The organism is Novosphingobium sp. BW1 (assembly GCF_008107685.1).
Taxonomy (GTDB): domain Bacteria; phylum Pseudomonadota; class Alphaproteobacteria; order Sphingomonadales; family Sphingomonadaceae; genus Novosphingobium.
In genome coordinates this window covers 132,027-158,206 of the sequence record NZ_VIRF01000078.1, presented here as the reverse complement: position 1 = coordinate 158,206, position 26,180 = coordinate 132,027, and the positions used below count along the sequence as shown (strand labels likewise).

Below are 26,180 nucleotides of genomic sequence, written 5' to 3'. Positions count from 1 at the left end.
CCGGGCGTGCGCCTCCCTCTCATTCAGGAATGCAAGCCTGATGCGCTATCTCCCCCTTACGCCTGCCGACAGGTCCAGCATGCTGGAGACCGTCGGGGCCTCGTCGGTTGACGAGCTTTTCCGTGACGTGCCCGAAGCGGCGCGCCTCTCCGGCCCGATCGAGGGCCTGCCCATGCACGCCAGCGAAATGGCTGTCGAACGCCACCTCGGCAAACTTGCCGCGAAGAACCTCGATGCGGGCTCGGCCCCGTTCTTCCTGGGGGCGGGCGCCTATCGCCACCACGTGCCGGCCTCGGTTGACCACCTCATCCAGCGCGGCGAATTCCTCACCGCCTACACCCCCTACCAGCCCGAAATCGCGCAAGGCACGCTGCAGGTTCTCTTCGAGTTCCAGACGCAGGTCGCGCGCATGTTCGGCACCGACGTCGCCAACGCCTCGATGTACGACGGCTCGACCGCGTGCTGGGAAGCGATCCTCATGGCCGCGCGCGTCACCCGCAAGGGCAAGGCCGTGCTTTCGGGCGGTCTGCATCCGCACTACGGCGAAGTCGTGCGCACGATGGCCAAGTTCACCAAGGACGAGATCGTCAGCCTCGCGCCCGAACTGACCGCCGAAACCGACGACGCCGCGGTGATCGCGGCCATCGACGAGACCACCTCCAGTGTCGTCGTCCAGTACCCGGACATCATGGGCCGTATCCCCGATCTGGAAGCCATCGCCGAGGCCGCGCACGCCGCCAAGGCGCTGCTGATCGTGGTCGTGACCGAGCCGGTGGCGCTTGGCCTTCTCGAAGCGCCGGGCAATCTCGGCGCGGATGTCGTCGTGGGCGAAGGCCAGTCGCTGGGCGTTGGCCTTCAGTTCGGCGGCCCCTACCTCGGTCTTTTCGGTTGCCGCGAGAAGTTCGTGCGCCAGATGCCCGGTCGCCTGTGCGGCGAGACGGTCGATGCCGAGGGCAAGCGCGGCTTCGTGCTCACCCTGTCGACCCGCGAGCAGCACATTCGCCGTGAGAAGGCTACAAGCAATATCTGCACAAATTCCGGGCTTTGTGCGCTGGCCTTCAGCATTCACATGAGCCTCTTGGGCGGGGAAGGCCTGGAGCAGCTGGCCGCGATCAACCACGATCGCACGCAGGCCCTGGTCGAGCGGCTCACCCAGATCCCAGGCGTGTCGCTGCTGAGCGATGCCTACTTCAACGAAGTCACGCTGGTCCTGCCGCGTGATGCCCGCGACGTGGTACGCGAGCTGGCCGACAAGGGCATTCTGGGCGGTGTTTCGCTGGGCCGTCTGTTCCCCGAACAGGCCGAGCTGCACAAGGGTCTGCTGGTCACCGCGACCGAGACGGTCACCCTGGACGATATCGAGGAATTTGCCACCGGCCTTGCGGCGGTGCTGGAAGGAGTTGCGGCATGAGCGGTGTGAACACGGCTGGCTGGCGTCCCAGCATGAACGAAGTTGCCCTTGGCGACATGGCGCCCGCGACGCAGAGCGGCGACCGCGCGCTCATGCTGGAAGAAGCGCTGATCTTCGAACTGGGCTGCGAAGGGCAGACCGGCGTCGACATCGAGGCCCCGAGCAAGGCGGTGTCGCCTGCGCTTTCGAAGTTCCGCCGCAAGGCTGCGCCCGCGCTGCCCGGCCTGTCCGAGCCCGAGACGGTGCGCCACTACACGCGCCTCTCGCGCCAGAACTACGGCATCGACCTTGGCCCGTTCCCGCTCGGCTCGTGCACGATGAAGCACAACCCGCGCCTGAACGAGAAGATGGCGCGTCTGCCTGGCTTCGCCGATGTCCATCCGCTCCAGCCGCAAAAGACGGTCGAGGGCGCGCTTGAGGTCATCGAGCAGCTGGCCGACTGGCTGATGAAGCTGACCGGCATGGCGTCGGTCGCGATGAGCCCCAAGGCTGGCGCACACGGCGAACTTTGCGGCCTCTTGTGCATCCGCGCCGCGCTCGATGCGCGTGGGGAGAGCCGTGAGATCGTTCTTGTTCCCGAAAGCGCGCACGGCACCAACCCGGCGACGGCCGCGTTTGCCGGCTTCAAGGTTCAGGCCATTCCGGCAACGCCCGAGGGCCGCGTCGATCTGGAAGCGCTCAAGGAAAAGCTGGGCCCAGACGTTGCGGGCGTCATGATCACCAACCCCAACACCTGCGGCCTGTTCGAGCCCGACCTCAAGGAAATTGCGGACGCGGTCCACGCTGTGGGCGGCTACGTCTACTGTGACGGCGCAAACTTCAACGCCATCGTCGGGCGCGTGCGTCCGGGCGATCTTGGTGTCGATGCCATGCACATCAACCTGCACAAGACCTTCTCCACGCCGCACGGCGGCGGCGGTCCGGGTGCCGGTCCGGTGGTGCTGTCCGAAGCGCTCGCCCCTTATGCGCCGCTTCCCTTCGTGACGCGCGGCGAAGAGGGCGAGGTCCACCTTGTCGAGGAAGAGAACCGCGGGGAAGGGCACGAACGCGCCTTTGGCCGCATGGTTGCCTTCCACGGCCAGATGGGCATGTTCACCCGCGCTTTGGCCTATATCCTTAGCCACGGCGCGGATGGTCTGAAGCAGGTTTCGGAAGATGCCGTGCTGAACGCCAACTACATCCTGCGCAGCCTCGAGGACGTGCTGGAGGCGCCGTTCGGCAAGAGCGGCCCGTGCATGCACGAAGCGCTCTTCAGTGATGCGGGCCTGCCCGATGGCATCTCCACGCTCGACATCGCGAAGGGCCTGATCGACGAGGGCTTCCACCCGATGACGGTCTACTTCCCGCTGGTGGTGAAGGGCGCAATGCTGATCGAGCCGACCGAGACCGAGAGCAAGCAAGGCCTCGACCGCTTCATCGCCTCAATGCGCAACCTTGCCCAGCGCGCGCAGGAGCAGGACGAGAGCCTGCACACCGCGCCGCACTTCGCGCCGCGCCGCCGTCTCGACGAGACTCGCGCTGCGCGCAAGCCCGTGCTCGTCTGGAAGGGCGACGAAGAGGCCTGATCCACCAGTTTCAGCGCACGCGAATGCGGCCGCAGTCCTTTCCCGGATTGCGGCCGTTCTCGTTTGTAGCGCTGGTGAAACGCGGCGGTGCGATCAATTGATGGCGCGCTCGCCCGCCTGCCCTACCGATTCCACGTCGCGGCCAAGGCCTTTGACGGTGTTGCAGGCGCCAAGGCTGGCCAGAAGGCCGAGGGTGGCAAGAAGAGTAAGCGGTTTGCCGATCATTGCGGTTGATCTTTTCGTGGTGGATGGAGCGATGTTCTTAGGCGAAGCATCGCTATCCTGCCAAGATCAACCTTCCCCGTCCGGCTGGGGCACGGCACCGGACCGCGCAGGCGCTTCTGTTGGAGGAGAGGGGCGCCAGCACGGTCCGGATCGTGTCGTGGGGCTCAGTTGATGGCGTCGTCGCCTGCCTGGCCGACCGATTCAATGTCTTCGCCCGCGCCCTTGACGGTGTTGCACGCGCTCGCACCCAGGACGAGGCCGCTGGCAAGGAGGGCAAAAGTGAACTTCTTGATCATGGTGTCTTTTCCTTTTCGTGCCGCGAGGCCGCAAGCGGCCGGGTCGCAGGGAAAAACACGCAAACCATGATCAGGTTCCGCTGCGTGGGACAGCTTCGCCCTCGGCGGCTTCTTCAAGAGCGCTGGCGTCGATCGCGGAGGCCGTGGAAACGCGGCGGAACAAGTAGTGTTCGCGCCAGGTGATGATGAGGCCTGCCGCTATGATGAGCGGGGCTCCCAGCCAGGTCGTATGCGGTGGCCAGCTGCCAAAGATGACGAGGCCATAGGTTGTCGCCCAGATGAGCGAGACATAATCGATGACAACCACGGTCGCGACCGAGGCGTAGCGCAGCGAGGCGGCGATGAAGAACTGGCCGAGGGTACCTGCCAACCCCAGCGCGATCAGGATGAGGTAGACCTGCGGTTCGTGCCAACGTCCGTAGAAGGGAAGGAACAGGCTGGCCCCCAACATCCCGAAAAGCGCAAACCAGAACACCATCGAGATCGGCGTGTCGGTGCGCGCAAGGTCGCGGATCTGGAAGCTGACGGTGGCAACTATAATCCCGGCGCCCAGTCCGGCTGCGACGCCCAGCACTGGCACATTGGCGATCTCACCCGGGCCCGCGATGACGAGGACGCCCGCAAACCCGGCGATCACCGCGGTCCAGCGCCAGCGTCCGACATGCTCGCGCAGGACAATCGCCGTGATGAGAACGGCGAAGAGCGGGGCGGTAAAGCCCAGCGTCGTGGCTACGGGCAGGGGGAGCAGGGTGGAGGCCGCGATGTTGCAGAACAGGCCCGCCGTCCCCACCGCCGCGCGACCCGCATGGGCCAGCGGACGGCGCGTGCCGAGTTTGCCGAACTGACCCGTGAAATAGAGCGCCCCTGCAATGAGTGGGACGCTGATCGCTTGACGCCAGAACATCAGCTCGGGCATCGAGACTCCGTAGGTCCCGGCAAGCTTGATCAGCATAAACATCGTTGCCAGCGCCAGCGTGGCGCCCAGACGCAGCGAGATCGCCAGCAGCGGATTGTGTGGGCGCTCGGCCGGAACGGGGCGTGTCTTGGCGCTGGGGGCGGGCATGTCTGGGGAAGAGGTCACGAAGGCGCTTTAACTCCTGCGCGCTTCGGGGCAAGAGCAGGGGCATGGAACCGACCGATCAGATCATGGTGACGTGCGGCGCCGTGCTCGCCATACTGGCACTGGTGGCAACATCGGCCGAGCGGCGACGCCTGCGGCGAACCGATCTCGACCGGGTCGGGTTCATGCCATGGAACGCGATCTTCCTTTTTGCGTTTCTGGGAGCTGTGCTGCTGATCGGTGTCGGCGGTCGTCACTGGCTGGGCATCTGACCTGGTGACGCCGCGATACAGGTCCAGACAGGGAGAAAGCTCCTTCGCCGGGGCGCTAACGGGGGACACGATCAAGATGACTATTGCACGAAGCCGGGCCGGGTGGCTCCGGACAGGCGCCGTCCTGCCGATGGGCGGTCTCGTTCTTGCTCTTTCGCAGGCCCCGGCCTGGGCCCAAGTTCAGGTTCAGGCGCCGAAAGAGCCGCGCTTGCTCGTTGCGCAGATGGCGCCCACCGCGGACGAGTCCACCGTCGAAATCGAGGTTGTCGCGCTCCCTGCCGCAGGTGTCCCCGTAGCCGTCCCCGATAATCTGGATGCGATACTGACGGTGGGTATGCAGCGCGTTCCCGCAACGATCAGGTGCGCTCCTGCGGCACGCGGCGAAGTGGCCCCGGCCAATCCCGCCACGCGCCAGTGCCAACTGCGCCTGCCCAACGCAGTCACGGCGAGCGAGGCGTCAGGTGAAACTACCGCGATCTCGCTCAGCCTGGATGAGGGCGTTGCCTCGCCGCACTATCTCGTACCCAGCCGCGCCAAGCGTCTCGCCGTTGCCGCCCCTGCGGTGGCACCGGCTGGCGAGGAGACTGCGATCGCGGTGGCCTCCGAGGCCAAGCAGGCTAAGACCGGCATCGTGCTCGCGCCCAGCGAGATGCCCTCGGCCAAGGGCGAGCGAGGCAATGCCTTCCTCGAAAACCTTTCTGCCTACAAGCCGATCTATGCCGCATATGGTCCGGGAACCAATAGCGAAGGGCGCATCCAGATCAGCTTCAAGTACCAACTGTTCGGCGATCCGGGCGATGTCGGCCTTGGTGCACCGTTAGCCAATGGCCTGCACTTTGCCTACACCCAGCGCATGTTCTGGGACTTGGGCGCGGATTCCTCGCCCTTCCGCAACATCGATTTCATGCCCGAGATCTTTTACCTGCAGCCCGCGGTCGAGGTCGGTGATGGGCTGTCGCTCGGCGGGCAATTGGGCCTTCGCCACGAATCCAACGGCCGCGACGGGGAAGCCTCGCGCAGTGCGAATACGGTCTACATCCAGCCGGTGGCCTCCGTGGAAGCGGGCGACTATACCGTGTCGTTCGGACCGCGCCTGTTCTTCTACGTGGGCGATCTTTCGGACAACCCCGATATCCGCCACTACCGTGGCTCGACCGGCCTCTTTGCCGAAATCGGAAAGGACGATGGTCTGCGTCTTACCACCACGAGCCGGATGAACTTCTCGTCGGGCAAGGCGGCGATCAACGGGGAGCTTTCCTACCCGATGGACAATATCATCGAGACCGGGCTCAACCTCTACCTCTTCGGCCAGGCCTTTACCGGGTACGGCGAGAACCTGCTCGACTACAACCGCAAGGTCACGCGCCTGCGTTTTGGTGTTTCCATCGTACGCTGATCTTCGTTGAAACGAAGAAGGCCCCGTCAGCCGAACGCTGATGGGGCCTTTCAGGTCACGAATTCGCGCTTAGAGGCAGGCTTCGAGGAAGGCCTGGTCAAAGCCGAACTGGCGTGCCTTCTCCAGCGTATAGGGGCGCAGGCCCGAGGCGCGGAATTCGCCAATGATCTTGCCGTCGTCGGTTTCGTCCAGATACTCGAACTTGAACAGTTCCTGGGTGACGATGACGTCACCTTCCATGCCGATCACCTCGGTGATGTTGGTGGTGCGGCGCGAACCGTCGCGCAGGCGCTTGACCTGCACGATGATGTCGACGGATTCGGCGATCTGGCGGCTGATCGCCTCCTTGGGGATCTTGATGTCGCCCATCAGGATCATGTTTTCCATGCGCCCCAGACACTCACGCGGGGAGTTGGCGTGGAGGGTGCACATCGAGCCATCGTGGCCGGTGTTCATGGCGGCGAGAAGGTCGAAACATTCCGCGCCGCGAATTTCGCCCAGGATGATGCGGTCCGGGCGCATGCGCAGGGCGTTCTTGACGAGGTCCCCGATAGTGATGGCGCCCTGGCCCTCAAGGTTCGGCGGACGGGTTTCAAGCGGCAGCCAGTGCGGCTGCTGGAGGCGAAGTTCGGCGGCGTCCTCGATGGTCAGCACGCGCTCGCCCGGATCGATCATCTTGGACAGGGCATTGAGCATGGTCGTCTTGCCCGAGCCGGTACCGCCCGAGATGACAACGTTCATGCGGCATGCACCTGCAATCTTGAGCGCCGTTGCCATCTTGTCCGACATCGAGCCGAAGTCGCGCAGCATGTCGATCGTGATCGGCTTCTCAGAAAACTTACGGATCGAGATCGCGGTGCCGCGCAAGCTGAGCGGCGGGACGATCACGTTGACGCGGCTGCCGTCCTTGAGGCGCGCGTCGGCGAGCGGAGTAGTCTGGTCGACGCGGCGGCCGACCTGGTTGACGATACGCTGGGCGATCTGGAAGAGGTGCTGTTCATCGCGGAACTTGGTTCCTGCCAGCTGCAGCTTGCCCTTCTTCTCGATGTAGGTCTGGTTGGGGCCGTTGACCATGATGTCCGAGACGTCGGGGTCGTTGAGGAGCTCCTCCAGTGGACCGAAGCCGAGCAACTCGTCGATCAGCACCTTTTCCAGCGCAAACTGCTCGCGCCGGTTGAAGGTGATCTTCAGTTCGGCGAGCACCTCGACGATGATCGGTCGGAATTCCTCGGAGAGTTCGTCCTTGGTAAGGGTCGCGGCCGCCTCGGGATCGACACGTTCGAGAAGGCGGGGGAGGACCTGCTCCTTGATCTTGTGGATCGAGGCCTCGAAGCTGTCCTGCTCCTGGTTTTCGTGAACCGCATTGGCGCGGTCGGCAAGACGCGACATCGCGTCTTCGCGCGAATTGGGATTGCTGGGCGCCTTGTCGGCCGCAGGGGAGGACGGGGCATCGTTGCCCGGGACGGGCGCAGAACCGGGAGCCGGGGCCTGCTGATCTTTGGCGCCTGCTCCGCCCTTCAGGGGTTTGGCCACCCCGAAAGCTGGACGCGTACCCTGTCCGATCCCACTGCGTCGCCCGAATGCCGTCATCGTATCGTCAACCCTAGTATCCACGGCCCGGTCTGACGCCGGGCAAATTTCCATGTTTCAGGTGGGAGATTAAGGTTGAAACTTTGATAACTCCCTAATGTGTCGAGGGAAGGGAGGGGCTGGCAAGGCGCGCGTCGATACCTAGATTGGGGGCATGGACGACGCGGAGAATACCTGCTGGCTGTGCCTGCGCGAACTGGGGCGAAAGGTGGAATGGCACCACCCCGTTCCCAAGAGCCGGGGAGGGCGCGCGACGCGGCCCGTCCATCCGATCTGCCACCGCACGCTGCACGTGACTTTCAGCAACGCTGAGCTGGAACGGATCGGAGAGGACGTCGAAGCGTTGCGCGGCCAGACCGAGATCGCACGCTTCCTTGCCTGGATTTCTAACAAGCCTTGCGATTTTCACGCACCCACACGCCGTAAGAAATGACCTAGTGGGAGGCGCGCTATGGGGAGCGTAGAAAAACAGATCCGAGGGCTATCGCCCTGGGGCTCACAGACTGTCTAACTCACCTGTCACCAGCGTGGTTGGCGCCCAGAGTGGGAGGTCGCCCATTTCGGGGGCAAGGGGCGATGGTCCCTTGCGAAATTCCTGCCTTTGCACTTGTTGCGAAAAAGGGCGCCGCCGGAAGTCCGGGGCGCCCTTTTTCGCGTAAGATGGCGAGGTGATCGCTGAGGATCAGTTCTCGACGTGTTCGGCCAGAACGGTCAGGCCCTTGTCGCCGACTTCGGCAAAGCCGCCCGAGATCACGATCTCTTCGGGAATGCCGTTCTCGGTCTTGTAGACCTTGATCGCGCCATCGGCGACGGTCGACATGAAAGGGGCGTGACCGGCAAGAACACCGAACTGACCTTCGGTGCCGGGGACGACGACCATGTGGACGTCCTCCGAGCGAACCAGCTTCGCCGGCGTCACGAGTTCGAAATGCAGTGCCATGTTGCGTTTCCTTGCGCTTGGAAGAGGGCCCGAGGGGCGGGAATGACCCTGTCGGGCATGCCTTCAGGAGGAGGCTGGACCCGGCACCTGAACCTTGCGGGACGGTGCCGGGCTCCGAGCGAATTCCTTAGGCGTCTTCTGCCAGCTTCTTCGCCTTGGCAACCGCTTCCTCGATGCCGCCAACCATGTAGAAGGCCGCTTCGGGAAGATGGTCGTATTCGCCTTCGACGACGGCCTTGAACGACTTCACGGTGTCTTCGAGCTGGACGAACTTGCCCGAGATGCCGGTGAAGACCTCCGCGACGTGGAACGGCTGCGAGAGGAAGCGCTGGATCTTACGGGCGCGGGCGACCGTCAGCTTGTCCTCTTCCGAGAGCTCGTCCATGCCGAGAATGGCGATGATGTCCTGCAGCGACTTGTACTTCTGCAGGATTTCCTGGACAGCGCGGGCGGTCTCGTAGTGCTCGTTGCCGACAACGCGCGGTTCGAGAACGCGGCTGGTCGAGTCGAGCGGGTCAACGGCCGGGTAGATGCCCAGCTCCGAGATCGCACGGTTCAGCGTGGTCGTCGCGTCAAGGTGGGCGAACGAGGTAGCCGGAGCCGGGTCGGTAAGGTCGTCTGCAGGTACGTAGATGGCCTGGACCGAGGTGATCGAGCCCTTGGTTGTCGAGGTGATGCGCTCCTGCAGCTGGCCCATGTCGGTCGACAGGGTCGGCTGGTAGCCCACGGCCGAAGGAATACGGCCCAGCAGAGCCGACACTTCGGCGCCAGCCTGGGTGAAGCGGAAGATGTTGTCGACGAAGAAGAGAACGTCCTGGCCTTCCTGGTCGCGGAAGTACTCGGCCATGGTCAGGCCTGAGAGCGCTACGCGGGCACGGGCGCCCGGGGGCTCGTTCATCTGACCGAAGACGAGGGCAACCTTCGAACCATCGGAGATGGCGTTGCCTTCGGCGTCCTTGGCGATAACGCCGGCGTCGAGGAACTCGTGGTAGAGATCGTTACCCTCACGGGTACGCTCACCCACACCGGCGAACACGGACACGCCGCCGTGGCCCTTCGCGATGTTGTTGATGAGTTCCTGGATGAGCACGGTCTTGCCGACGCCTGCGCCGCCGAACAGGCCGATCTTGCCGCCCTTCGCATACGGGGCAAGAAGGTCGATGACCTTGATGCCCGTCACGAGGATGGCCGCTTCGGTCGACTGCTCGATGAACGGCGGGGCTTCCGCGTGAATTGCGGAATGCATGTCCGAGCCGATCGGGCCACGTTCGTCGATGGGGTCGCCCACGACGTTCATGATGCGGCCGAGCGTCTTGGGGCCGACCGGCACCGAGATTTGCTTGCCGGTCGAGGTCACGTTCTGGCCGCGGGTGAGGCCGTCGGTGCCGTCCATGGCGATGGTGCGCACGGTGTTCTCACCGAGGTGCTGCGCGACTTCGAGAACCAGCTTCTGGCCGTTGTTCTCGGTCTCAAGCGCGGTGAGGATGGGGGGCAGTTCGCCTTCGAAGATGACGTCGACGACGGCGCCGATGACCTGGCTGATCTTGCCAGCGGTAGTCTGGTTAAGCACGGGTGCAGTGGCCATTTGAGGTTTCCTTGCCTGCGATGTCTTAGAGCGCTTCCGCGCCCGCGATAATTTCAACGAGTTCGGTGGTAATCGCGGCCTGGCGGCTGCGGTTGTACTGGATGGTCAGCTTCTGGATCAGGTCGCCTGCGTTGCGCGTGGCGTTGTCCATGGCCGTCATCGACGCACCCTGTTCGGATGCGGCGTTCTCCAGCAGGGCACCGAAGAGCTGGGTCTTGAGGTAACGCGGCAGCAGCGCGGCGAGGATTTCTTCCTCTTCCGGCTCATACTCGGTCACCGCGTCCTGGCCGGCCGTCGCAGCGGCGGCCGTGGGCGTGGGAACGGGAATGATCTGCTGACCGGTCGGCTCCTGAACCAGCGCCGAGCGGAACTTCGCGAAGAACAGATGCGCGACGTCGAACTTGCCCTTTTCGTAAAGGGCAACCAGCTCGTCTGCGATCTTCTCGGCTTCGTTGAAGCCGGGATTGCGCACGTCAGTCGTGTCGAACATGTGCTCGATCTGCTTGGGGAATTCGCGCTTGATCACCGCGCGGCCCTTGCGGCCCACAAGGTAGAACAGAACGGTCTTGCCTTCCGCTTCAAGCTTGCGGGCCTTCTGGACCGCCGCCTTCACGATGTTCGAGTTGAACGCGCCGCACAGACCCTTGTCCGAGTTGGCGACGACAAGGAGATGAACCTGGTCGCTGCCGGTCCCAGCCAGGAGCTTGGGGCTGTTCTCGCTGATCGTGACCTTGCTCGCGAGCGAGCCCATCACCTCGGCGAGGCGTGCGGCATAGGGGCGCGCTTGTTCGGCGGCTTCCTGTGCCTTGCGCAGCTTGGCCGCGGCGACCATCTGCTTGGCCTTCGTGATCTTCTGGGTCGACTTGACCGAGTTGATCCGGCCCTTGAGTTCCTTGAGCGATGCCACTCAATTTTCTCCATTCGTCATCCCGGACAGAGCCGGGATCGTGTGCGGCAGGACTTGCGTCGTGCCGGGTGCGGCCCCGGCTTTCACCGGGGCGACGCAGGGCTTACGCGAAGGTCTTGGCGAACTTGTCGAGCGCGGCGACGGTCTTGTCCTTCACCTCACCCTCGAACTTCTTGCTCTCGCGGATCTCGGTGAGAACCTCGGCGTGTTCCGAACGCATGAAGCTGAGCATCTCGGCTTCGTAGCGCACGACATCGCCAACCGCGACGGTGTCGAGGTAGCCGTTGGTGCCCGCGAAGATCGACACGGTCTGCTCTTCGAACGGAAGCGGTGAGAACTGGGGCTGCTTGAGCAGCTCGGTCAGGCGCGCACCGCGGTTGAGGAGCTTCTGGGTCGAGGCGTCGAGGTCCGAACCGAACTGCGCGAAGGCCGCCATTTCGCGGTACTGCGCGAGCTCGAGCTTGATCGAGCCAGCCACCTTCTTCATCGCCTTGGTCTGGGCCGAACCGCCGACGCGGCTGACCGACAGACCAACGTTGATGGCCGGACGCACGCCCTGGTAGAACAGTCCGGTCTCAAGGAAGATCTGGCCGTCGGTGATCGAGATCACGTTGGTCGGAATGTAGGCCGAGACGTCGCCCGCCTGGGTTTCGATGATCGGCAGCGCGGTCAGCGAGCCGGCACCCATCTCGTCGCTCATCTTCGCAGCGCGCTCGAGGAGACGGCTGTGGAGGTAGAATACGTCGCCCGGATACGCTTCGCGGCCCGGGGGACGGCGAAGGAGCAGCGACATCTGACGGTAGGCAACGGCCTGCTTGGAAAGGTCATCGTACACGATCACGGCGTGCATGCCGTTGTCGCGGAAGAACTCACCCATCGCGGCGCCGGTGTAGGGCGCGAGGTACTGCAGCGGCGCGGGCTCCGAAGCAGTCGCGGCGATGACGATGGAGTATTCCATCGCGCCGTTCTCTTCGAGCTGACGCACGATCTGCGCGACGGTCGAACGCTTCTGGCCGACGGCGACGTAGATGCAGTAGAGCTTCTTGTTCTCGTCGTCGCTCTGGTTCGGACCCTTCTGGTTGATGAAGGTGTCGATAGCGACAGCGGTCTTGCCGGTCTGGCGGTCACCGATGATCAGCTCGCGCTGGCCACGGCCGACGGGAACGAGGGCGTCGATAGCCTTGAGGCCGGTCTGCACGGGTTCGTGGACCGACTTGCGCGGGATGATGCCCGGTGCCTTCGATTCCACGCGACGGCGTTCGGTGTACATGATCGGGCCCTTGCCATCGATCGGGTTGCCGAGCGCGTCGACGACGCGGCCGAGCAGGCCCTTGCCGGTCGGCACATCGACGATGGTGCCGGTGCGCTTGACGGTGTCGCCTTCCTTGATCTCGGCGTCCGAGCCGAAGATCACGACGCCGACGTTGTCGGCTTCGAGGTTGAGCGCCATGCCCTGCACGCCGTTGGCGAATTCGACCATTTCACCAGCCTGGCACTGGTCGAGGCCATGAATGCGGGCAATACCGTCACCGACGGAGAGCACCTTGCCCACTTCCGAAACCTGGGCTTCGGTGCCGAAGTTGGCAATCTGGTCCTTGATGACCTTCGAGATTTCTGCTGCGCGGATATCCATTCTAATGCCTTTCTTCAGCCCTTCATGGCCTGGGCGAGCGAATTGAGACGGGTGCGGATCGAGCTGTCAATACGCTTCGAACCGATCGTGACGACAAGGCCGCCAAGAAGGTCCGGGTCGACGCTCGTCTTGATTTTTACGTTGCGGCCTTCGCGCGCTTCCAGCTTCTGGCGAAGCTGCTCGACCTGCAGGTCGTCGAGCGCATGGGCCGACGTGACTTCGGCCGTTGCCTCGCCGCGCTGCGCAGCGGCAATCGCGCTGAAGGCCCGGATGATTTCGGGCAGGGCCGAGAGGCGACGGTTGTCCGCCAGCACGCCCAGGAAGTTCTTGCTCACCGGGGACAGGCCCAGGATGTCGGCCACGGCGTCCATCGCCTTGGCGGCATCCTTGCGGCTGACTTCGGGATTCCGAATCAGGCCGGCGAGGTCCTCGTTCTCGGCAATCGCCTGAGCGGTCTTGTCGAGGTCGCTTTCGACTGTCGTTACGGTGCCGTTCTCGCTGGCAAGTTCGAACAGCGCCGAAGCGTACCGTCCTTGCAAGCTGGCCTTGATTCCGCCGGAGTTCTCCACGCGTGTCCTATCCTTACATCGGGTGGGCTGAGGCACTGGATGGGGAACCTGTTGTGCATGTCCCCCCGGCCTGCAGACGGGGCGCGCATAGCGACGATATTGCGACTATGCAAGGCACCCCGGCACTCGAGGTCACGTTGGTGTGGGAACTCAACCGCAGTCGGGGCAAAAAGGTAGCGTTCACAGTAGTCGGGGCAGTCGTAGGCAGGGGCGATAGGCAATTTCCTTTGCGAATGCGGCCAGTGCTCTGGAAATTCTAGGGAAATACACGAATGTTCGTGCCAATTCGTATTCAGGGTTTCTGAATTTGGTCGCCGGTATGGTGGGGCTTGCATGCGTCAAGTAGCAAATTGGTGCGCGCAGCGCGCAACTTTGCACATAGCAACATTATCCTTTCGCCTGGGGGGGCGGACGAGGTTGCTTGATGAATCGACTGAATGCCAGATGAACGGGCTGTCGAGGTGTGCATGGGGCGGTGTTCTGTGGTTCAATCGGGCTTCAAATTCGGGAGCTGTCCGTTCGTCGGAGAGTTGCCCTGCCGCTCAGACGAAGCTGTAGGGGTCGACGTCGACATGGACGCGCACACCCTTGGGAAAATCGAGCTGTCCGAGCCAGGCCCGCACGATCTTCTGGAGCTGGGCCGAGCGGCGCGCGTTGATGAGAAGGCGGAAGCGGTGGCGCCCGCGTAGGAGGGAGAGCGGCGCGGGCGCGGGCCCGAGGACCAGCATGTCGGGGAGGTCAGGCGCGGTGCCGCCTATGGCGCGGGCCGCATCGCGGGCCTCGGCCATGTCCTCTGAGGAGACGATGATCGCAGCCCAGCGGCCGAAGGGGGGAGCGCCCGCGTCGCGGCGCGCCTCGGTCTCGGCGTCGTAGAATGCGTCGCGGTCGCCCGCGGCGAGGGCCGCGATCACGGGGGCTTCGGGGTGGCGCGTCTGGATGAGGACTTCGCCCGGCTTCTCGCCGCGTCCGGCACGCCCTGCGACCTGCGCCACCTGCTGGTAGGTGCGTTCGGCGGCGCGCAGGTCTCCGCCTTCCAGGCCAAGGTCCGCATCGATCACGCCAACCAGCGTCAGATCCGGGAAGTGGTAGCCCTTGGTCACGAGTTGGGTGCCGACTATCACGTCGATGGCCTTGTTCTCGGCCTTGGCGACGAACTGCGCGATGGCTTCGGGCGTATTCATCGTGTCCGAGGTGATGAGTGCGACGCGCGCTTCGGGGAAGATTTCGGCGACCTCGTCGGCAATGCGTTCGACACCGGGACCGCAGGCAACGAGGCAATCCTTGGCACTGCATTCCGGGCAGACGTCGGGAACGGGCTCTTCGTGGCCGCAATGGTGGCAGGCTAGGCGCTGGCTGAAGCGGTGCTCGACCAGCCAGGCGGTGCAGTGGCTGCACTGGAAGCGGTGGCCGCAGTTGCGACACAAAGTGAGGGGGGCATAGCCGCGCCGGTTGAGGAACAGGAGCGATTGTTCGCCCCGCTCCAGCCGGACTTGCATCTGCGCCACGAGGGGCCTGGCAATCCACCTGCCCTTGTCGGGCACGTCCTTGCGCAGGTCGAGAATCTGGATGTCGGGCAGTTGCGCGCCGCCGAAGCGGGCCGGGAGTTCGATCCTGGTGTAGATGCCAGCTTCGGCCAGTTGCATCGATTCCAGGGCCGGGGTCGCGCTCGCGAGGATGATCGGCGCCTTCTCGTAGCGGGCACGGATGACGGCGACGTCGCGCGCGTTGTAGCGCACGCCCTCGTCCTGCTTGAAGGAGACTTCGTGCGCCTCGTCGACGATGATGAGGCCAAGACGCGCATAGGGCAGGAACAGTGCTGAGCGGGCGCCCACGATGACCTGCGCGCCGCCATTGGTCGCGCCCTTGACGATGGCGCGATAGGCGCGGCGGCGTTCGCTGGCCTTCAAGGAGGAGTGCCACTGGATCGGGGCAACGCCAAAGCGCTCTTCGAAGCGGCGCAGGAAGTTCTCGGTCAGCGCGATCTCGGGGAGAAGGACAAGCACCTGCTTGCCGCCCTCGATCGCCGCGGCGACAGCTTCGAAATAGGTCTCGGTCTTGCCCGAGCCGGTGACCCCGTCGAGGAGGAAGGGAGCAAATTCTTCGGCCTTCACCGCGTCCACGAACGTGTCCGCAGCCTTGCGCTGGTCTTCGCTGAGCGTCGGCGCATTGTGCTGCGGGTTGGCGGGCGGGTAGGGCTTGTCGAGATCGACTGTGATGGGCTCGAGCAGGCCCGCCCCGACCATGCCGCGCAGAACCCCTTCGGACACCGAGGCGAGTTCGGCGAGTTCGCGGATCGAGGCTTGCTCGCCGTGCAGTGCATCCATTGCCGCGGCGCGCTGGGGGGTGAGGCGCTTGGGTTCCTCGCCCGTCAGGCGGTACTCGGTGGTCGTGCCGCCCCCGCGCAGTGCGGCCATTGAGCCTAGCGCCATGCGCGCGACTGCGGAAAGCGGCGCGCAGTAATAGTCCGCCGTCCACTCGATCAGGCGGCGCAGTTCAGCCTTGAGCGGAGGAACGGGCAGGATTTCGAGGATTGGGCGCAGCTTGGCCTCGGGCACGTCCTGGGCTTCCAGTCGCTCGGGCTCCCAGGCAATGCCAAGAATCTGACGCGGCCCCAGCGGTGCGATCACGATGGCGCCGGGGGCGACCTGCATCCCCTCGGGCACGCGGTAATCGAGAACGCCAAGCGCGGCATTGAAAACTAGGAGTCGAACACGGAGCATCGCCTGTGCATATAGGCACTTGAAGTGAGGCTCGGAAAGGAGTGGGTGATGCGTAGTTGGGGAATGCAGTCCAAGGGCACGGCGGTATGCGGTGCGGCGAAACGCCTGAACCGGCGTGGTGTGCTGGTGGGCGCCGCTGCTGTGGCCGCGCTGTCTGTGCTGGGTGGCGGGCTGCTGGGCAGTCAGAGCGCGCGGGCGGCTGTCGGTCCTGATCAGCAGGCCGATGTCGTGCGACATCTGCTGGCCGCGGCGGCCAGGGAAGCCATCGCTATCCTCACGAAGTCGGAGGGTTTCTGGAACAGCTCGGTCGCCCGGGTTGGCCTGCCTGCAATATTCAAGTCGCAGCCGAGCCTCAGCGAAACACAGAAGAGCGCGCTCATGTACGAGCAGAACCGCCTCGCCGAGGAGGCCGTTCGCGAGGCGGCGCCGCGTGCGCATGCGCCCATCGCGAAGCTGGAGGTTCCTGACACGGACGAAATTCTCGGTGGCTCGTTCACGGCCGCCACGTCCTACCTGCGCGCCCAGATCGGGATGGGACTGATCGAGGCGATGACGCCCATTCTTCTTGAAATTCTGAAAAAGCACGACGATTCGTACACGGTGAAAGTCGTGAACTCGTTGCCGGAGGTCACTGTTGCGCAAGCGGCCGCAGCCATGGCCGTGGAGGCCGACAACGCGATCTGGTATGAAGTCGGCGTCCAGGAGGCGAGCCTGCGCCGCGATCCCGAGCCGAGTGGCGATCCTCTGCTCATATCGGCCTTCGGCGACGCGTGACCGCGGCTTGCGGTGCGGAAGGGTGCGCCGCCAGGTGACCGGGAAGGTCGCTGGCGGGTGCCTTCCGCCGCGCGGATCGGGAGAGTCTGGTCCGATGCGAAAGCTACGCCTATAGGGGCGCCAGATTCGCATCCGGCCCGCACCGGGGCCGTTCCCAGCTCCAACACAGTTCAGGAACCCGCCATGAAGTTCTTCGTCGACACCGCCGAAATCGCCGACATCAAGGAAATGGCCGACACCGGCCTTCTTGATGGCGTAACCACCAACCCCTCGCTGATTGCCAAGTCGGGCCGTGATTTCATGGAAGTCACCAAGGAGATCTGCGAGCTCGTCGATGGTCCGGTCAGTGCCGAAGTCGTCGCGCTCGACCACGCAGGTATGATGCGCGAGGCCGAAATCCTGCGCAAGATCGCCGACAACGTGTGCATCAAGGTGCCGCTCACCGTCGATGGTCTCAAGACCTGTAAGGCGCTTAGCAGCGAAGGCACCATGGTCAACGTCACGCTGTGCTTTTCGGCCAACCAAGCGCTGCTCGCCGCCAAGGCCGGCGCTTCGTTCATCTCGCCCTTCATCGGCCGTCACGATGACAACGGCTTCGATGGCATCCAGCTGATCGAAGACATCCGCCTCATTTATGACAACTACGCCTTCGAGACCGAGATCCTCGCCGCCTCGATCCGTCACCCGATCCACCTGCTGCAGTGCGCCAAGATCGGTGCGGACGTCGCGACCATGCCGCCGTCGGTCATCAAGAACCTGTTCAAGCATGTTCTGACCGAAAGGGGTATCGAAGGCTTTCTCGCCGACTGGGCGAAGACCGGTCAATCGATCTGATGGTTTGACTTGATGATTACTTCTGGCGAAGGTCAGGTGTGATGTGAATGCGCCGCTGCACGTAATTTAATAAGGTGCAGCGGCGTTTTTCATTTCAGGGAATATTTTGGTTGGTATGTGGGTGTGTTGCTTTTGCAACACGCGCGTGCGCCCCGGAATCGTTAAAATTTTGAATTCGGGCACTTTTGGTTTTTGCCTGCCGAATGGCTCCATTCCTGAACGGGTTTCTCCTCAGTATGCCCGATTCCTGCGGCCTCAAGCTGTGGTATCCTGACCGCACACCCTTGGTTGATTCGCATTAATCAAGGGGCGGGACGGCGGGATGTGCCGTCAGGTGAGGAGAGTTCAATGGCGCGAACAATCGAGGCCTACGTTGATGACCGTGGGCATCTTCATACTTCTCCATCGACGGCTGTTGTCGCCGATATTGCCGCCATCCTTGGTCGCGTGGGCGACGAGGGCGGGCTGACCAGCGGCGTGGCCGCCTTGATTCTGGAAAAGCGCGAGGCCATCGAAAAGGCCTTTGCCGATTTCGACAAGCTCACGGCTAATGGTGGCGAAGTGATCGACGCGAGCGATCGTCTGCGCTGGAAAGCGTCGGGCGACAAGACACTCTGAGGCGAAGTTTTCGCCGCGCGGTCTGAAGCTCCCGACGTTCGGTTCGGGCGGGGCGGTTGGCCGCGAGCCGGGACGCTTCGCGCGTTCCCGGCTCTAGCGGCCGTGTCCGGAGGGATTTCCGGCTTCGTTTCATGGCTCTCGATCTCAGCCTGTTCCATAAGCCAAGTCGTTGGCATGGCGAACCTGTTTGAGGCTCGTGGCCGTATGCGCTAGCTGTCATCGCCATGTCCGACGAATCTCCAGCCGACCGCTTCAAGTCCGCCCTTGCCGTAGCCTCGCGCGCCATCGCGCAGGATAACGAGATCGAGGTAAACTGGACTGCCGATACCGCCGGTTCTTCGGGCAGTCTTTTCCGCATTCCGATGCCCGGCCGGCAGGTGCCGCGCGATGCTGCGATGAAGGCGCGCGGCGAAGCAGATCGCCTTTCGCTGCGCCTGCGCTACCACAACCCCAAGTCCCACATGCGTGAGGCACCGAGCGAACCCATCGCCCGAGCCTGCTACGATGCGGTTGAAGCGGTGCGCTACGAAGCCATCGGCAGTAACGCCTATGAGGGCATGCGCGCCAACCTCGACAGCGCGCTCGCGGCACGCATCGCCACCGATCCCATCGCCCGCGCCGAGGCGCCCGATGAAGTGCCGATTGCCTCGGCGCTATCGCTGCTGCTGCGCGAGCGCCTGACCGGCCAGGACATTCCTGAGGTCGCACGTCCCGGTGTCGAGATGGTGCGGACCTGGATCGAAAGCCGTGCCGCTTCCGATTTCGAGGCGCTTGCCAACTCGGTGGAGGACCAGCGGGCGTTCCAGTCGCTTTCGCTCGACATGCTGCAGCATCTGGAACTGACGCGCATGGAGCCCACCGATATGCCGCCCGAGGACGACGACGACCTCGATGGCGACGAGGAGACCGAAGAGCAGCAGGACGGCGAGGACGCAGGGCAGGAGCCGCAGCCCTCCGAAATGTCGGCCGAACCCCAGATGGGGGAGAACGAGGGGGAGAGCGACGCCGAGGGCGATGCCTCGGACGACATGGAAGAAGGCCAGGAAGGCGACGAGGGCGAGGAGGGCATGATGCCTGTGCGCCCCAACCGCCAGTGGACCGATATTCCCGCCGATTTCGATTACGAGGTATTCACCGAGGCCTTTGATGAGGTCGTGAGTGCGGTGGACCTGTGCGACGACGATGAACTCACCCGCCTGCGCGCCTATCTCGACGCGCAGCTGAAGGGCCTTCAAGGCGTCGTCACGCGGCTTGCCAACCGCATGCAGCGCCGCTTGATGGCGCAGCAAAATCGCTCTTGGGATTTTGACCAGGAAGAGGGCATGCTCGACGCCGCGCGCCTCGCCCGCGTCGTCGTCTCGCCCGGCTCCTCGCTTTCCTACAAGGTCGAGCGCGACGTCGAATTCAAGGACACTGTCGTTACCCTGCTCCTCGACAATTCGGGTTCGATGCGCGGGCGTCCAATCTCGATTGCCGCGATCAGCGCGGACGTCATGGCCCGTACGCTCGAACGCTGTGGGGTCAAGGTCGAGATCCTGGGCTTCACCACCCGTGCCTGGAAGGGAGGGCAGAGCCGCGAGCACTGGCTTGCCCACGGCAAGCCCGCGCACCCGGGGCGCCTCAATGACCTTCGGCACATCGTCTACAAGAAGGCCGACGAGCCCTGGCGCCGCGCACGCAAGAACCTGGGCCTGATGATGCGCGAGGGGCTGCTCAAGGAAAATATCGACGGCGAAGCGCTGCTCTGGGCGCACGAGCGCCTGCTTGCCCGGCCGGAGGACCGCCGCATCCTGATGGTCATCTCCGATGGCGCGCCGGTCGACGATTCCACCCTGTCGGTCAATTCCGCGGGATATCTGGAGGCGCATTTGCGCCGGGTAATCGAGTGGATAGAAGGCAAGTCGCCGGTGCAACTGGTCGCCATCGGCATCGGGCACGACGTGACCCGCTACTATCGCCGCGCGGTCACGATCATGGACGCCGAGCAGCTTGGCGGCACCATGATCGAGCAGTTGGCCGGCCTGTTCGAGGAAGAAAAGAAAGCATGAATGTTACCGAGGCTGTCGCCAGCCGCCGCTCGATCCGCGCCTACACGGACGAAAAGGTGTCGTTCGACGTCCTGACCCGTGTTCTCGACAAGGCGCGCATGGCGCCCTCGGGCTGCAACTTCCAGCCCTGGGAAGCCACTGTTCTGACCGGTGAGCCGCTCAAGGCTCTGCAGGCCAAGCTCTTGCCTGCTGAGCGCCAGGACCCGATCGAATACAGCTACTCCGAGCCGCAGAAGTCTGAGCGTTACCTCTCCCGCCTCCAGGAGCTGGGCGCGCAGATGTACGGAGCGATGGGCGTCGCGCGGGACGACAAGGAAAGCCGCAACCGTTTCGTCGAGGCCAACAAGGTTTCGTTCGGCGCGCCGGTCCTGATGCTCATCTACATGGAGCGTCTGCACGCTGCGCCGCAGTGGTCGGACGTGGGCATGTGGTTGCAGACCATCATGCTGCTGCTGCGCGAGGAGGGGCTCGATTCCTGTCCGCAGGAATGGATGAGCGACTTCGGCCGCCTCATCAAGGACCACATCGGGGTGAGCGACGAGACCCATATCCTCTTCTGCGGCCTTGCCATCGGTTACGGCGACCGTTCCGATCCGGTCAACCAGTTCGAGCGGACCCGTACGCCGCTTGAGGATCAGATCCGCTTCGCGGGCTTCTGATCCCGGCCTGCGAGAGCCTGCGCGCATGACTTCTACCTTTCTGTGGGTGCCTTTCACCCTGGCGGCCGCGCTCGCGCAGGTCTTTCGCAACGCCTTCCAGTCCCGCCTGACGGGACGGATCGGCACGGCCGGAGGCACGCAGGTGCGCTTCGTCTTCGGCCTGCCGTTCGCGGTGCTGTTCCTGGCCGCCCTTGTCGGAATTACCGGACAGGGCCTGCCCGCCATACCGCCCGCCTCGTGGGGCTGGGCGGCGCTGGGCGGGGTTACCCAGATTGCTGCGACCGCATTGATGCTGGTCGTCATGTCCCGTCGGGATTTTGGCGTGGCCTACGCCTACATCAAGACCGAACCTGCAACCGTGGCGATCCTCGGGCTCGTGCTCATCGGCGACCGCCTGCCTGCGCTTGGCTGGCTTGCGGTGCTGGTGGTGACCATCGGTGTCGTGCTCGCCTCGCTCAAGCCCGGCGATGGGGCAGAGGATCTGGCCGACTGGAAGTCGCTTGCCGTGGGCGTCAGCAGCGGCGCTCTGTTTGGCCTCACCGCCATCTGCTTTCGCGCTTCGATCGAGGCGGTGGGTGAGGGCACTTTCCTCGTGCGCAGCTTGCTCATGCTCGTGACTTCACTAGTGATCCAGAGCGGGGTAATGGCGCTGTGGTTCGTCTTTCGCGACGCCAAGGCCTTCACCCACTCCTTGCGCGAATGGCGCCTCAGCGTGCCTGCGGGCGCGCTGGGCGCACTGGCGTCTGCGGGCTGGTTCATCGCCTTCTCGCTGACGATGGCAGCCAACGTGCGCACGCTGGCGCTGATCGAGATGCCGATCGTGGCGCTGGTCTCGCGCTATATGTCGGGGCGCTGGCTCACCAGCCGTGAATGGACAGGCTTCGCACTCATAACACTGGGCGTCTGCGTGTTGATGATTGCCCACGCCTGACGGCATTGCGCATGGCCCGCAAGGCAACCTGAGCAACGGCTGTGCGGGCCTGCATTTTTGACATTGCAAACTTTGTAAATCGGGACATAAGCAAGGTTAACCCGGATATCGGTCCGGAGATTCTTGGGAGAGCGGCACATGCGCAAGGATGTGCTTGTGTGCCTTGGCGTGGGTGTGTTGGCGCCGTTGCCATGTCTGGCGGAAGAAGCCCTTCCGGTGCCGCCTTCCGCGCCTGCCGCGTCGGGATGTCAGCACGCCATTCCTGCCTTGACCCCGATCGTGATCGAGACGCTGATCGATCTTGGAAGCGCTGTGAGCCAGTCGCTCGACACATTCCCGATCCGCCTTGCCGAACCCATCGTCGTCGATGGGCGCGAGGTGCTGCCCGCGGGCAGCGCGGGCGAAGGCGAAGTGGTCCATGCGAAGAAGGCCGGTGGCAGCGGGACTCCGGGTGAACTTGTCCTGGCGGCGCGCTGGCTGGAGGCGTGCGGAACACGGCTTCGGCTGCGTTCGATGCATGTCGCGCTTGCCGGGCAGGGTGCGGTTGGAACCGTGAACGCGATCAACGCGGGGGCGGCGCTGGCGCCAGTTCCGATCGGGCTCGTAGGCTTTGCGATACGCGGCCGCAATGTGCTTTATCCCGCAGGGACCCGGGCCACGGCGAAGATTGCGGTGCGGTTCAAGCCGCCCGCGCCGGTCCCCGAAACGGAAGACCTTTTGCCGACATCCAATCCGGATGCGGCCGTTTACGAAGGCTAAACACCAATGAAAAATGAGGCAAAATGGTCGGTCCTGGCCGGGCTCGGGCTTGCGCTGTCCACACAACCCGCGCTGGCTGCCAGCGAAGCGGATCCTGTTGCAATCCCGGCGCCGCCAGCCGGCAAGGGGCAGATTGTCTTCTACCGCACTGGCACGATCATGGGAGCGGCCATGGGCTGTTCGGTCAACGAGAACGGCACGAGGATCAGCTCGCTGGGGGCAGGGCGCTACTTCATCCTCGTTACCGAGCCGGGGCGTCACGAATACACCGTGAAAAGCGAGGCCAAGGACATGCTCGCACTTGAGGTCGAACCCGACGAAACCCAGTACGCGATGTGCCGGATCAAAATGGGCTTCATGGCGGGGCGCCCGGATCTGAGACCCTCGACCGAGGCCGAGTTCGTGAAGTCCGGGACCGATCGTCTCGTTGATGCCGACGACATGGGTCCTGGCCCCGGAGCCCTTCGTCCCGATGAGGTCGAACTTGCCCTTTCAGGCGCGGCGGGCGCGGCGATCAAAGATGACGCGCCGATTGCGGACAAGCCCGCTGACGCGGAAGAAGGCGCTCCGGCCGCCTGAGCGAGCGTGTGCGGACGGGAGGGGGTACGCTTCCTCCCGATCCGTGCCCCGAGGCGCCTTGACCTTTGGCGCGGCCTGCCTAATGCCGCGGGCATGACCGATCTTCCAGAGCTGACGCTGTTCAACAGCCTGACCCGCCAGATGGCACCCTTCCAGCCCGTCCACGAGGGCGAGGCGCGGGTCTACACTTGCGGGCCGACGGTCTACAACTACCCCCACATCGGCAACATGCGCGCCTATGTCTTTGCTGACATCCTGGGCCGGACGCTGAGCCATCGGGGCCTGAAGCTTACCCACGTTATCAACATCACCGATGTCGGCCACCTGACCGACGATGGCGACGATGGCGAGGACAAGATGGAGAAGATGGCCGCGCAAAAGGCGCAGTCGATCTGGGACATCGCGCAACACTACACGCAGGCGTACTGGAACGACATCAAGGCGCTTAACATCCGCCAGCCCGCGCACTGGTCGATCGCGACCGACTACGTCGAGCAGATGATCGACTTCGCCAAGGAAATCGCGCCCAGACACTGCTACGAGCTTGAAAGCGGTCTCTACTTCGATGTCTCCACGGTAGCCGACTACGGGCGCCTTGCCCGTGCGGTCACCGAGGAAGGCGAGGGCCGTATCGAGGCGGTCGAGGGCAAGCGTAACGCCGCCGACTTCGCGATCTGGCGCAAAACCCCGGCGGGCGAGAAGCGCCAGATGGAATGGGATTCGCCCTGGGGACCAGGCGCGCCGGGCTGGCACCTCGAATGCTCGGTGATGTCGGGCAAGCTGCTGGGCTTTCCCTTCGACATCCACACCGGCGGTATCGACCACCGCGAGATCCACCACCCTAACGAGATCGCCCAGAATCAGGCGTTCTGCTGTGCAGGCGGCCTCGACGTACCCGGAAATTCGGGCGCGAAGGTGTGGATGCACAACAACTTCCTCGTCGAGCGTTCGGGCAAGATGAGCAAGTCCTCGGGCGAATTCCTGCGTCTGCAGCTGCTCATCGACAAGGGATACCACCCGCTTGGCTACCGCATGATGTGCCTTCAGGCGCATTACCGCTCGGAGCTGGAGTTTTCGTGGGATGGGCTCGCCGCCGCGCTCACCCGACTGAAGCGCATGATCATGGCGGCAGAGCGCCTGAAGGACGTCGATGCGGGGGAGCCCGCACACCCCAAGCTCGCTCCGATGATCGCGACTTTCGAGAAGGCGCTGGCCGAGGACCTCAATACTCCCATCGCGCTTACCGCGCTGGAGGACGTCTTGGCCGCCAAGAAGGTCGATCCGGCCGCCAAGCGCGCCGTGGTCGAGATGATGGATGCGGTCTTTGGCCTTGGCCTTTTCGAAACCAGCAGGGCGGACCTGCGCTTGCGGCCACTGAGGGCCGAAATCTGCGTAGAGGAGATCGAGGAGACGCTGGTGCGGCGCAAGGAGGCCCGCGCGAACAAGGATTTTGCGACCTCTGATGCCCTGCGCGACGAACTGGCGGGCAAGGGCGTCGAGGTCATGGATGGTGACCCGCTCGGCTGGGAATGGAAGCTCGGCTGATTTCGGGCTGGATAGGCGACGAGAAGAAAAGGATAAATCCGAGTGCTATCGCCCTCGGGCTGCCCATACCGCCGACCTCACCTTTCGCGCCCTCCGTCGGTGGAGATTGGTGAGGACGCCCGTTTGGGGGGCAATACTTGCGTAAATCCAGCCTCTTCCTCTATTGGTTCCATGGTCTTGGCGCACGGCGCGTGCAAAAAAGGTGATTGAACCTGAACGCCATTCCGTCCGTTATCTCTTGAAACGCCGTTTGATTTCCGATGCTTTCGAGGGATAGCTTGTGACCCGCGCTCTTGTTCATGCCAATTTTCGCCGCTTTCTCGACGGACAGATACCGGAAGGTATCGAGCCGGTCTGGTACGAGAGCGATGAGGAATTCGCCGCAAACCTCAGCGATGTGGAGGTAGTCTGGCCCGATTACCTCATTCGCGATTCAGCCGATGCCATGCTGGGCAAGGTGCTGGAAGGCGCCAACGTCCTGCAATGGTGCAGCGTCATGTCCTCGGGTGTCGACTGGCTGCCGCTGGCCTCGTTTCGGGCGAATGGCATCATGCTCACCAATGGCGCCGGGCTGCACGCGCACAGCGTAGCCGAGTTCGCGCTCCTGGGCATGCTCTCGTACAACAAGAAATGGGGGCAGATACGCGATAGCCAGGCGCGCCATGAATGGCTGGAGGAGGCGCCGGGCACGGGCGAACTTCTTGACGCACGCGTACTGGTGATCGGTGCGGGCGAGATCGGCCAACGTATCCGCATGCTGCTCGAAGCTTTCGACGCGCAGGTCACGATGGCCCGCCGCACACCGCAGGGCCGCGATCTGGGCCAGGACGAATGGCGCGCGCGGTTGGGCGAGTTCGACTGGGTGGTGCTGGTCGTGCCCTCGACGCCAGAGACGATCGGCATGTTCGGTAAGGACGAACTGTCCGCGATGAAAAAGGGCGCTGCGCTTGTGAATGTGGCACGCGGGGAAGTGCTGGATCAGGACGCTTTGCTTGAGGCGCTGCGTTCGGGCCACCTGGGCGGCGCCTATCTCGACGTGACCGACCCGGAACCCCTGCCGGCTGATCATCCGCTCTGGGACTGTCCAAATGTGGAAATCTCGATGCACTGCTCCGGGCTTGCCCAGAGCAGTCTGCTGCGTCGGGCTGCTGCGCGATTTCTGGAAAATCTGCGTCGGTTTCAGGCGGGCGAGGAGTTCGTCCACCGGGTCGATTTCGACCGAGGCTATTGAAGCCGGAACGGAACTTTGCGCCGGGCCGTTGGT

The 26,180-nt window shown here is 63.9% G+C and carries 25 protein-coding genes; 15 read left to right on the top strand and 10 right to left on the bottom strand.

Annotated elements, in window-relative coordinates:
- Nucleotides 1-40: 40 nt before the first annotated feature.
- Both gcvPA and gcvPB read left to right on the top strand, forming a co-directional pair.
- Complete coding sequence (gcvPA, locus tag FMM79_RS13035; RefSeq protein WP_148627891.1) at nt 41-1,411, top strand: aminomethyl-transferring glycine dehydrogenase subunit GcvPA; 1,371 nt, start codon at nt 41-43, stop codon at nt 1,409-1,411.
- Nucleotides 1,408-2,976, top strand: coding sequence for an aminomethyl-transferring glycine dehydrogenase subunit GcvPB (gene gcvPB / locus FMM79_RS13030; RefSeq protein WP_148627890.1), 1,569 nt, complete (start codon nt 1,408-1,410; stop codon nt 2,974-2,976). The genes gcvPA and gcvPB overlap by 4 nt, the downstream gene beginning before the upstream one ends.
- A 93-nt stretch (nt 2,977-3,069) precedes the next feature.
- Here gcvPB and FMM79_RS13025 read toward each other — a convergent pair whose 3' ends face one another.
- The 3 genes from FMM79_RS13025 to FMM79_RS13015 all read right to left on the bottom strand — a co-directional run bounded on the left by FMM79_RS13025 (nt 3,070) and on the right by FMM79_RS13015 (nt 4,578).
- The gene (locus tag FMM79_RS13025) at nt 3,070-3,201 is read right to left on the bottom strand and encodes an entericidin A/B family lipoprotein (protein ID WP_148627889.1); all 132 of its coding nucleotides are present in this window, start codon (nt 3,199-3,201) and stop codon (nt 3,070-3,072) included.
- Between the two features lie 164 nt (nt 3,202-3,365).
- The gene (locus tag FMM79_RS13020; RefSeq protein WP_148627888.1) at nt 3,366-3,497 is read right to left on the bottom strand and encodes an entericidin A/B family lipoprotein; all 132 of its coding nucleotides are present in this window, start codon (nt 3,495-3,497) and stop codon (nt 3,366-3,368) included.
- Between the two features lie 70 nt (nt 3,498-3,567).
- The gene (locus FMM79_RS13015) at nt 3,568-4,578 is read right to left on the bottom strand and encodes a DMT family transporter (RefSeq protein ID WP_240339158.1); all 1,011 of its coding nucleotides are present in this window, start codon (nt 4,576-4,578) and stop codon (nt 3,568-3,570) included.
- A gap of 44 nt (nt 4,579-4,622) precedes the next feature.
- Here FMM79_RS13015 and FMM79_RS13010 point away from each other — a divergent pair, with 44 nt between their 5' ends.
- Together FMM79_RS13010 and FMM79_RS13005 are read left to right on the top strand one after the other, a co-directional pair.
- Nucleotides 4,623-4,829 (top strand): hypothetical protein, encoded by a 207-nt coding sequence (locus tag FMM79_RS13010; RefSeq protein ID WP_148627887.1) that lies wholly within the window; start codon nt 4,623-4,625, stop codon nt 4,827-4,829.
- Nucleotides 4,830-4,905: 76 nt separating this feature from the next.
- Complete coding sequence (locus FMM79_RS13005) at nt 4,906-6,225, top strand: phospholipase A (protein WP_240339157.1); 1,320 nt, start codon at nt 4,906-4,908, stop codon at nt 6,223-6,225.
- 69 nt (nt 6,226-6,294) lie between these two features.
- Here FMM79_RS13005 and FMM79_RS13000 read toward each other — a convergent pair whose 3' ends face one another.
- On the bottom strand, nt 6,295-7,815 hold the full coding sequence (locus tag FMM79_RS13000) for a CpaF family protein (protein ID WP_148628117.1): 1,521 nt from the start codon (nt 7,813-7,815) through the stop codon (nt 6,295-6,297).
- A 154-nt stretch (nt 7,816-7,969) separates the two neighbouring features.
- Here FMM79_RS13000 and FMM79_RS12995 point away from each other — a divergent pair, with 154 nt between their 5' ends.
- On the top strand, nt 7,970-8,248 hold the full coding sequence (locus FMM79_RS12995; protein WP_148627886.1) for an HNH endonuclease: 279 nt from the start codon (nt 7,970-7,972) through the stop codon (nt 8,246-8,248).
- Nucleotides 8,249-8,497: 249 nt separating this feature from the next.
- On the opposite strand, the gene FMM79_RS12990 is transcribed toward FMM79_RS12995, so the two are convergent.
- The 6 genes from FMM79_RS12990 to FMM79_RS12965 form a co-directional block, all read right to left on the bottom strand.
- Nucleotides 8,498-8,755, bottom strand: coding sequence for an ATP synthase F1 subunit epsilon (locus FMM79_RS12990; protein WP_148627885.1), 258 nt, complete (start codon nt 8,753-8,755; stop codon nt 8,498-8,500).
- A 127-nt stretch (nt 8,756-8,882) separates the two neighbouring features.
- Entirely contained in the window at nt 8,883-10,340 is a 1,458-nt protein-coding gene (gene atpD / locus FMM79_RS12985; protein WP_148627884.1) for a F0F1 ATP synthase subunit beta, read from the bottom strand.
- A 25-nt stretch (nt 10,341-10,365) separates the two neighbouring features.
- Complete coding sequence (locus FMM79_RS12980; protein ID WP_148627883.1) at nt 10,366-11,247, bottom strand: F0F1 ATP synthase subunit gamma; 882 nt, start codon at nt 11,245-11,247, stop codon at nt 10,366-10,368.
- Between the two features lie 103 nt (nt 11,248-11,350).
- Nucleotides 11,351-12,880 carry a F0F1 ATP synthase subunit alpha gene (gene atpA, locus FMM79_RS12975; protein ID WP_148627882.1) on the bottom strand — a complete coding sequence of 510 codons (1,530 nt, stop codon included), beginning with the start codon at nt 12,878-12,880 and terminating at the stop codon, nt 11,351-11,353.
- A 14-nt stretch (nt 12,881-12,894) separates the two neighbouring features.
- The gene (locus FMM79_RS12970; RefSeq protein WP_148627881.1) at nt 12,895-13,449 is read right to left on the bottom strand and encodes a F0F1 ATP synthase subunit delta; all 555 of its coding nucleotides are present in this window, start codon (nt 13,447-13,449) and stop codon (nt 12,895-12,897) included.
- Nucleotides 13,450-13,991: 542 nt separating this feature from the next.
- Complete coding sequence (locus FMM79_RS12965; RefSeq protein WP_148627880.1) at nt 13,992-16,169, bottom strand: primosomal protein N'; 2,178 nt, start codon at nt 16,167-16,169, stop codon at nt 13,992-13,994.
- A 63-nt stretch (nt 16,170-16,232) separates the two neighbouring features.
- Here FMM79_RS12965 and FMM79_RS12960 point away from each other — a divergent pair, with 63 nt between their 5' ends.
- From FMM79_RS12960 to FMM79_RS12915, 10 genes are all read left to right on the top strand, one after another.
- The gene (locus FMM79_RS12960) at nt 16,233-16,943 is read left to right on the top strand and encodes a DUF4197 family protein (protein WP_162528511.1); all 711 of its coding nucleotides are present in this window, start codon (nt 16,233-16,235) and stop codon (nt 16,941-16,943) included.
- Between the two features lie 183 nt (nt 16,944-17,126).
- Nucleotides 17,127-17,777, top strand: coding sequence for a fructose-6-phosphate aldolase (gene fsa / locus FMM79_RS12955; RefSeq protein WP_148627878.1), 651 nt, complete (start codon nt 17,127-17,129; stop codon nt 17,775-17,777).
- Between the two features lie 348 nt (nt 17,778-18,125).
- Nucleotides 18,126-18,395 carry a hypothetical protein gene (locus tag FMM79_RS12950; protein WP_148627877.1) on the top strand — a complete coding sequence of 90 codons (270 nt, stop codon included), beginning with the start codon at nt 18,126-18,128 and terminating at the stop codon, nt 18,393-18,395.
- A 224-nt stretch (nt 18,396-18,619) separates the two neighbouring features.
- Nucleotides 18,620-20,443, top strand: a complete 1,824-nt coding sequence (gene cobT / locus FMM79_RS12945) for a cobaltochelatase subunit CobT (RefSeq protein ID WP_148627876.1) — start codon at nt 18,620-18,622, stop codon at nt 20,441-20,443.
- Entirely contained in the window at nt 20,440-21,102 is a 663-nt protein-coding gene (locus FMM79_RS12940; protein WP_148627875.1) for a nitroreductase, read from the top strand. The genes cobT and FMM79_RS12940 overlap by 4 nt, the downstream gene beginning before the upstream one ends.
- Before the next feature lie 25 nt (nt 21,103-21,127).
- Nucleotides 21,128-22,033 carry an EamA/RhaT family transporter gene (locus tag FMM79_RS12935; RefSeq protein WP_148627874.1) on the top strand — a complete coding sequence of 302 codons (906 nt, stop codon included), beginning with the start codon at nt 21,128-21,130 and terminating at the stop codon, nt 22,031-22,033.
- A 138-nt stretch (nt 22,034-22,171) separates the two neighbouring features.
- Nucleotides 22,172-22,792, top strand: a complete 621-nt coding sequence (locus tag FMM79_RS12930; RefSeq protein ID WP_148627873.1) for a hypothetical protein — start codon at nt 22,172-22,174, stop codon at nt 22,790-22,792.
- Between the two features lie 6 nt (nt 22,793-22,798).
- Nucleotides 22,799-23,371, top strand: coding sequence for a DUF2846 domain-containing protein (locus tag FMM79_RS12925; protein ID WP_148627872.1), 573 nt, complete (start codon nt 22,799-22,801; stop codon nt 23,369-23,371).
- Between the two features lie 93 nt (nt 23,372-23,464).
- The gene (cysS, locus tag FMM79_RS12920) at nt 23,465-24,916 is read left to right on the top strand and encodes a cysteine--tRNA ligase (RefSeq protein ID WP_148627871.1); all 1,452 of its coding nucleotides are present in this window, start codon (nt 23,465-23,467) and stop codon (nt 24,914-24,916) included.
- Nucleotides 24,917-25,196: 280 nt separating this feature from the next.
- Nucleotides 25,197-26,147, top strand: coding sequence for a D-2-hydroxyacid dehydrogenase (locus FMM79_RS12915; protein WP_148627870.1), 951 nt, complete (start codon nt 25,197-25,199; stop codon nt 26,145-26,147).
- Nucleotides 26,148-26,180 lie beyond the last annotated feature (33 nt).

Excerpts from the sequence above, each read along its gene's own strand:
- gcvPA (WP_148627891.1), top strand. The coding sequence starts at position 41 with ATGCGCTATCTCCCCCTTACGCCTGCCGACAGGTCCAGCATGCTGGAG.
- gcvPB (WP_148627890.1), top strand. The coding sequence starts at position 1,408 with ATGAGCGGTGTGAACACGGCTGGCTGGCGTCCCAGCATGAACGAAGTT.
- FMM79_RS13025 (WP_148627889.1), bottom strand. The coding sequence starts at position 3,201 with ATGATCGGCAAACCGCTTACTCTTCTTGCCACCCTCGGCCTTCTGGCC.
- FMM79_RS13020 (WP_148627888.1), bottom strand. The coding sequence starts at position 3,497 with ATGATCAAGAAGTTCACTTTTGCCCTCCTTGCCAGCGGCCTCGTCCTG.
- FMM79_RS13010 (WP_148627887.1), top strand. The coding sequence starts at position 4,623 with ATGGAACCGACCGATCAGATCATGGTGACGTGCGGCGCCGTGCTCGCC.
- FMM79_RS13005 (WP_240339157.1), top strand. The coding sequence starts at position 4,906 with ATGACTATTGCACGAAGCCGGGCCGGGTGGCTCCGGACAGGCGCCGTC.
- FMM79_RS13000 (WP_148628117.1), bottom strand. The coding sequence starts at position 7,815 with ATGACGGCATTCGGGCGACGCAGTGGGATCGGACAGGGTACGCGTCCA.
- FMM79_RS12995 (WP_148627886.1), top strand. The coding sequence starts at position 7,970 with ATGGACGACGCGGAGAATACCTGCTGGCTGTGCCTGCGCGAACTGGGG.
- FMM79_RS12990 (WP_148627885.1), bottom strand. The coding sequence starts at position 8,755 with ATGGCACTGCATTTCGAACTCGTGACGCCGGCGAAGCTGGTTCGCTCG.
- atpD (WP_148627884.1), bottom strand. The coding sequence starts at position 10,340 with ATGGCCACTGCACCCGTGCTTAACCAGACTACCGCTGGCAAGATCAGC.
- atpA (WP_148627882.1), bottom strand. The coding sequence starts at position 12,880 with ATGGATATCCGCGCAGCAGAAATCTCGAAGGTCATCAAGGACCAGATT.
- FMM79_RS12965 (WP_148627880.1), bottom strand. The coding sequence starts at position 16,169 with ATGCTCCGTGTTCGACTCCTAGTTTTCAATGCCGCGCTTGGCGTTCTC.
- FMM79_RS12960 (WP_162528511.1), top strand. The coding sequence starts at position 16,233 with ATGCAGTCCAAGGGCACGGCGGTATGCGGTGCGGCGAAACGCCTGAAC.
- fsa (WP_148627878.1), top strand. The coding sequence starts at position 17,127 with ATGAAGTTCTTCGTCGACACCGCCGAAATCGCCGACATCAAGGAAATG.
- FMM79_RS12950 (WP_148627877.1), top strand. The coding sequence starts at position 18,126 with ATGGCGCGAACAATCGAGGCCTACGTTGATGACCGTGGGCATCTTCAT.
- cobT (WP_148627876.1), top strand. The coding sequence starts at position 18,620 with ATGTCCGACGAATCTCCAGCCGACCGCTTCAAGTCCGCCCTTGCCGTA.
- FMM79_RS12940 (WP_148627875.1), top strand. The coding sequence starts at position 20,440 with ATGAATGTTACCGAGGCTGTCGCCAGCCGCCGCTCGATCCGCGCCTAC.
- FMM79_RS12935 (WP_148627874.1), top strand. The coding sequence starts at position 21,128 with ATGACTTCTACCTTTCTGTGGGTGCCTTTCACCCTGGCGGCCGCGCTC.
- FMM79_RS12930 (WP_148627873.1), top strand. The coding sequence starts at position 22,172 with ATGCGCAAGGATGTGCTTGTGTGCCTTGGCGTGGGTGTGTTGGCGCCG.
- FMM79_RS12925 (WP_148627872.1), top strand. The coding sequence starts at position 22,799 with ATGAAAAATGAGGCAAAATGGTCGGTCCTGGCCGGGCTCGGGCTTGCG.
- cysS (WP_148627871.1), top strand. The coding sequence starts at position 23,465 with ATGACCGATCTTCCAGAGCTGACGCTGTTCAACAGCCTGACCCGCCAG.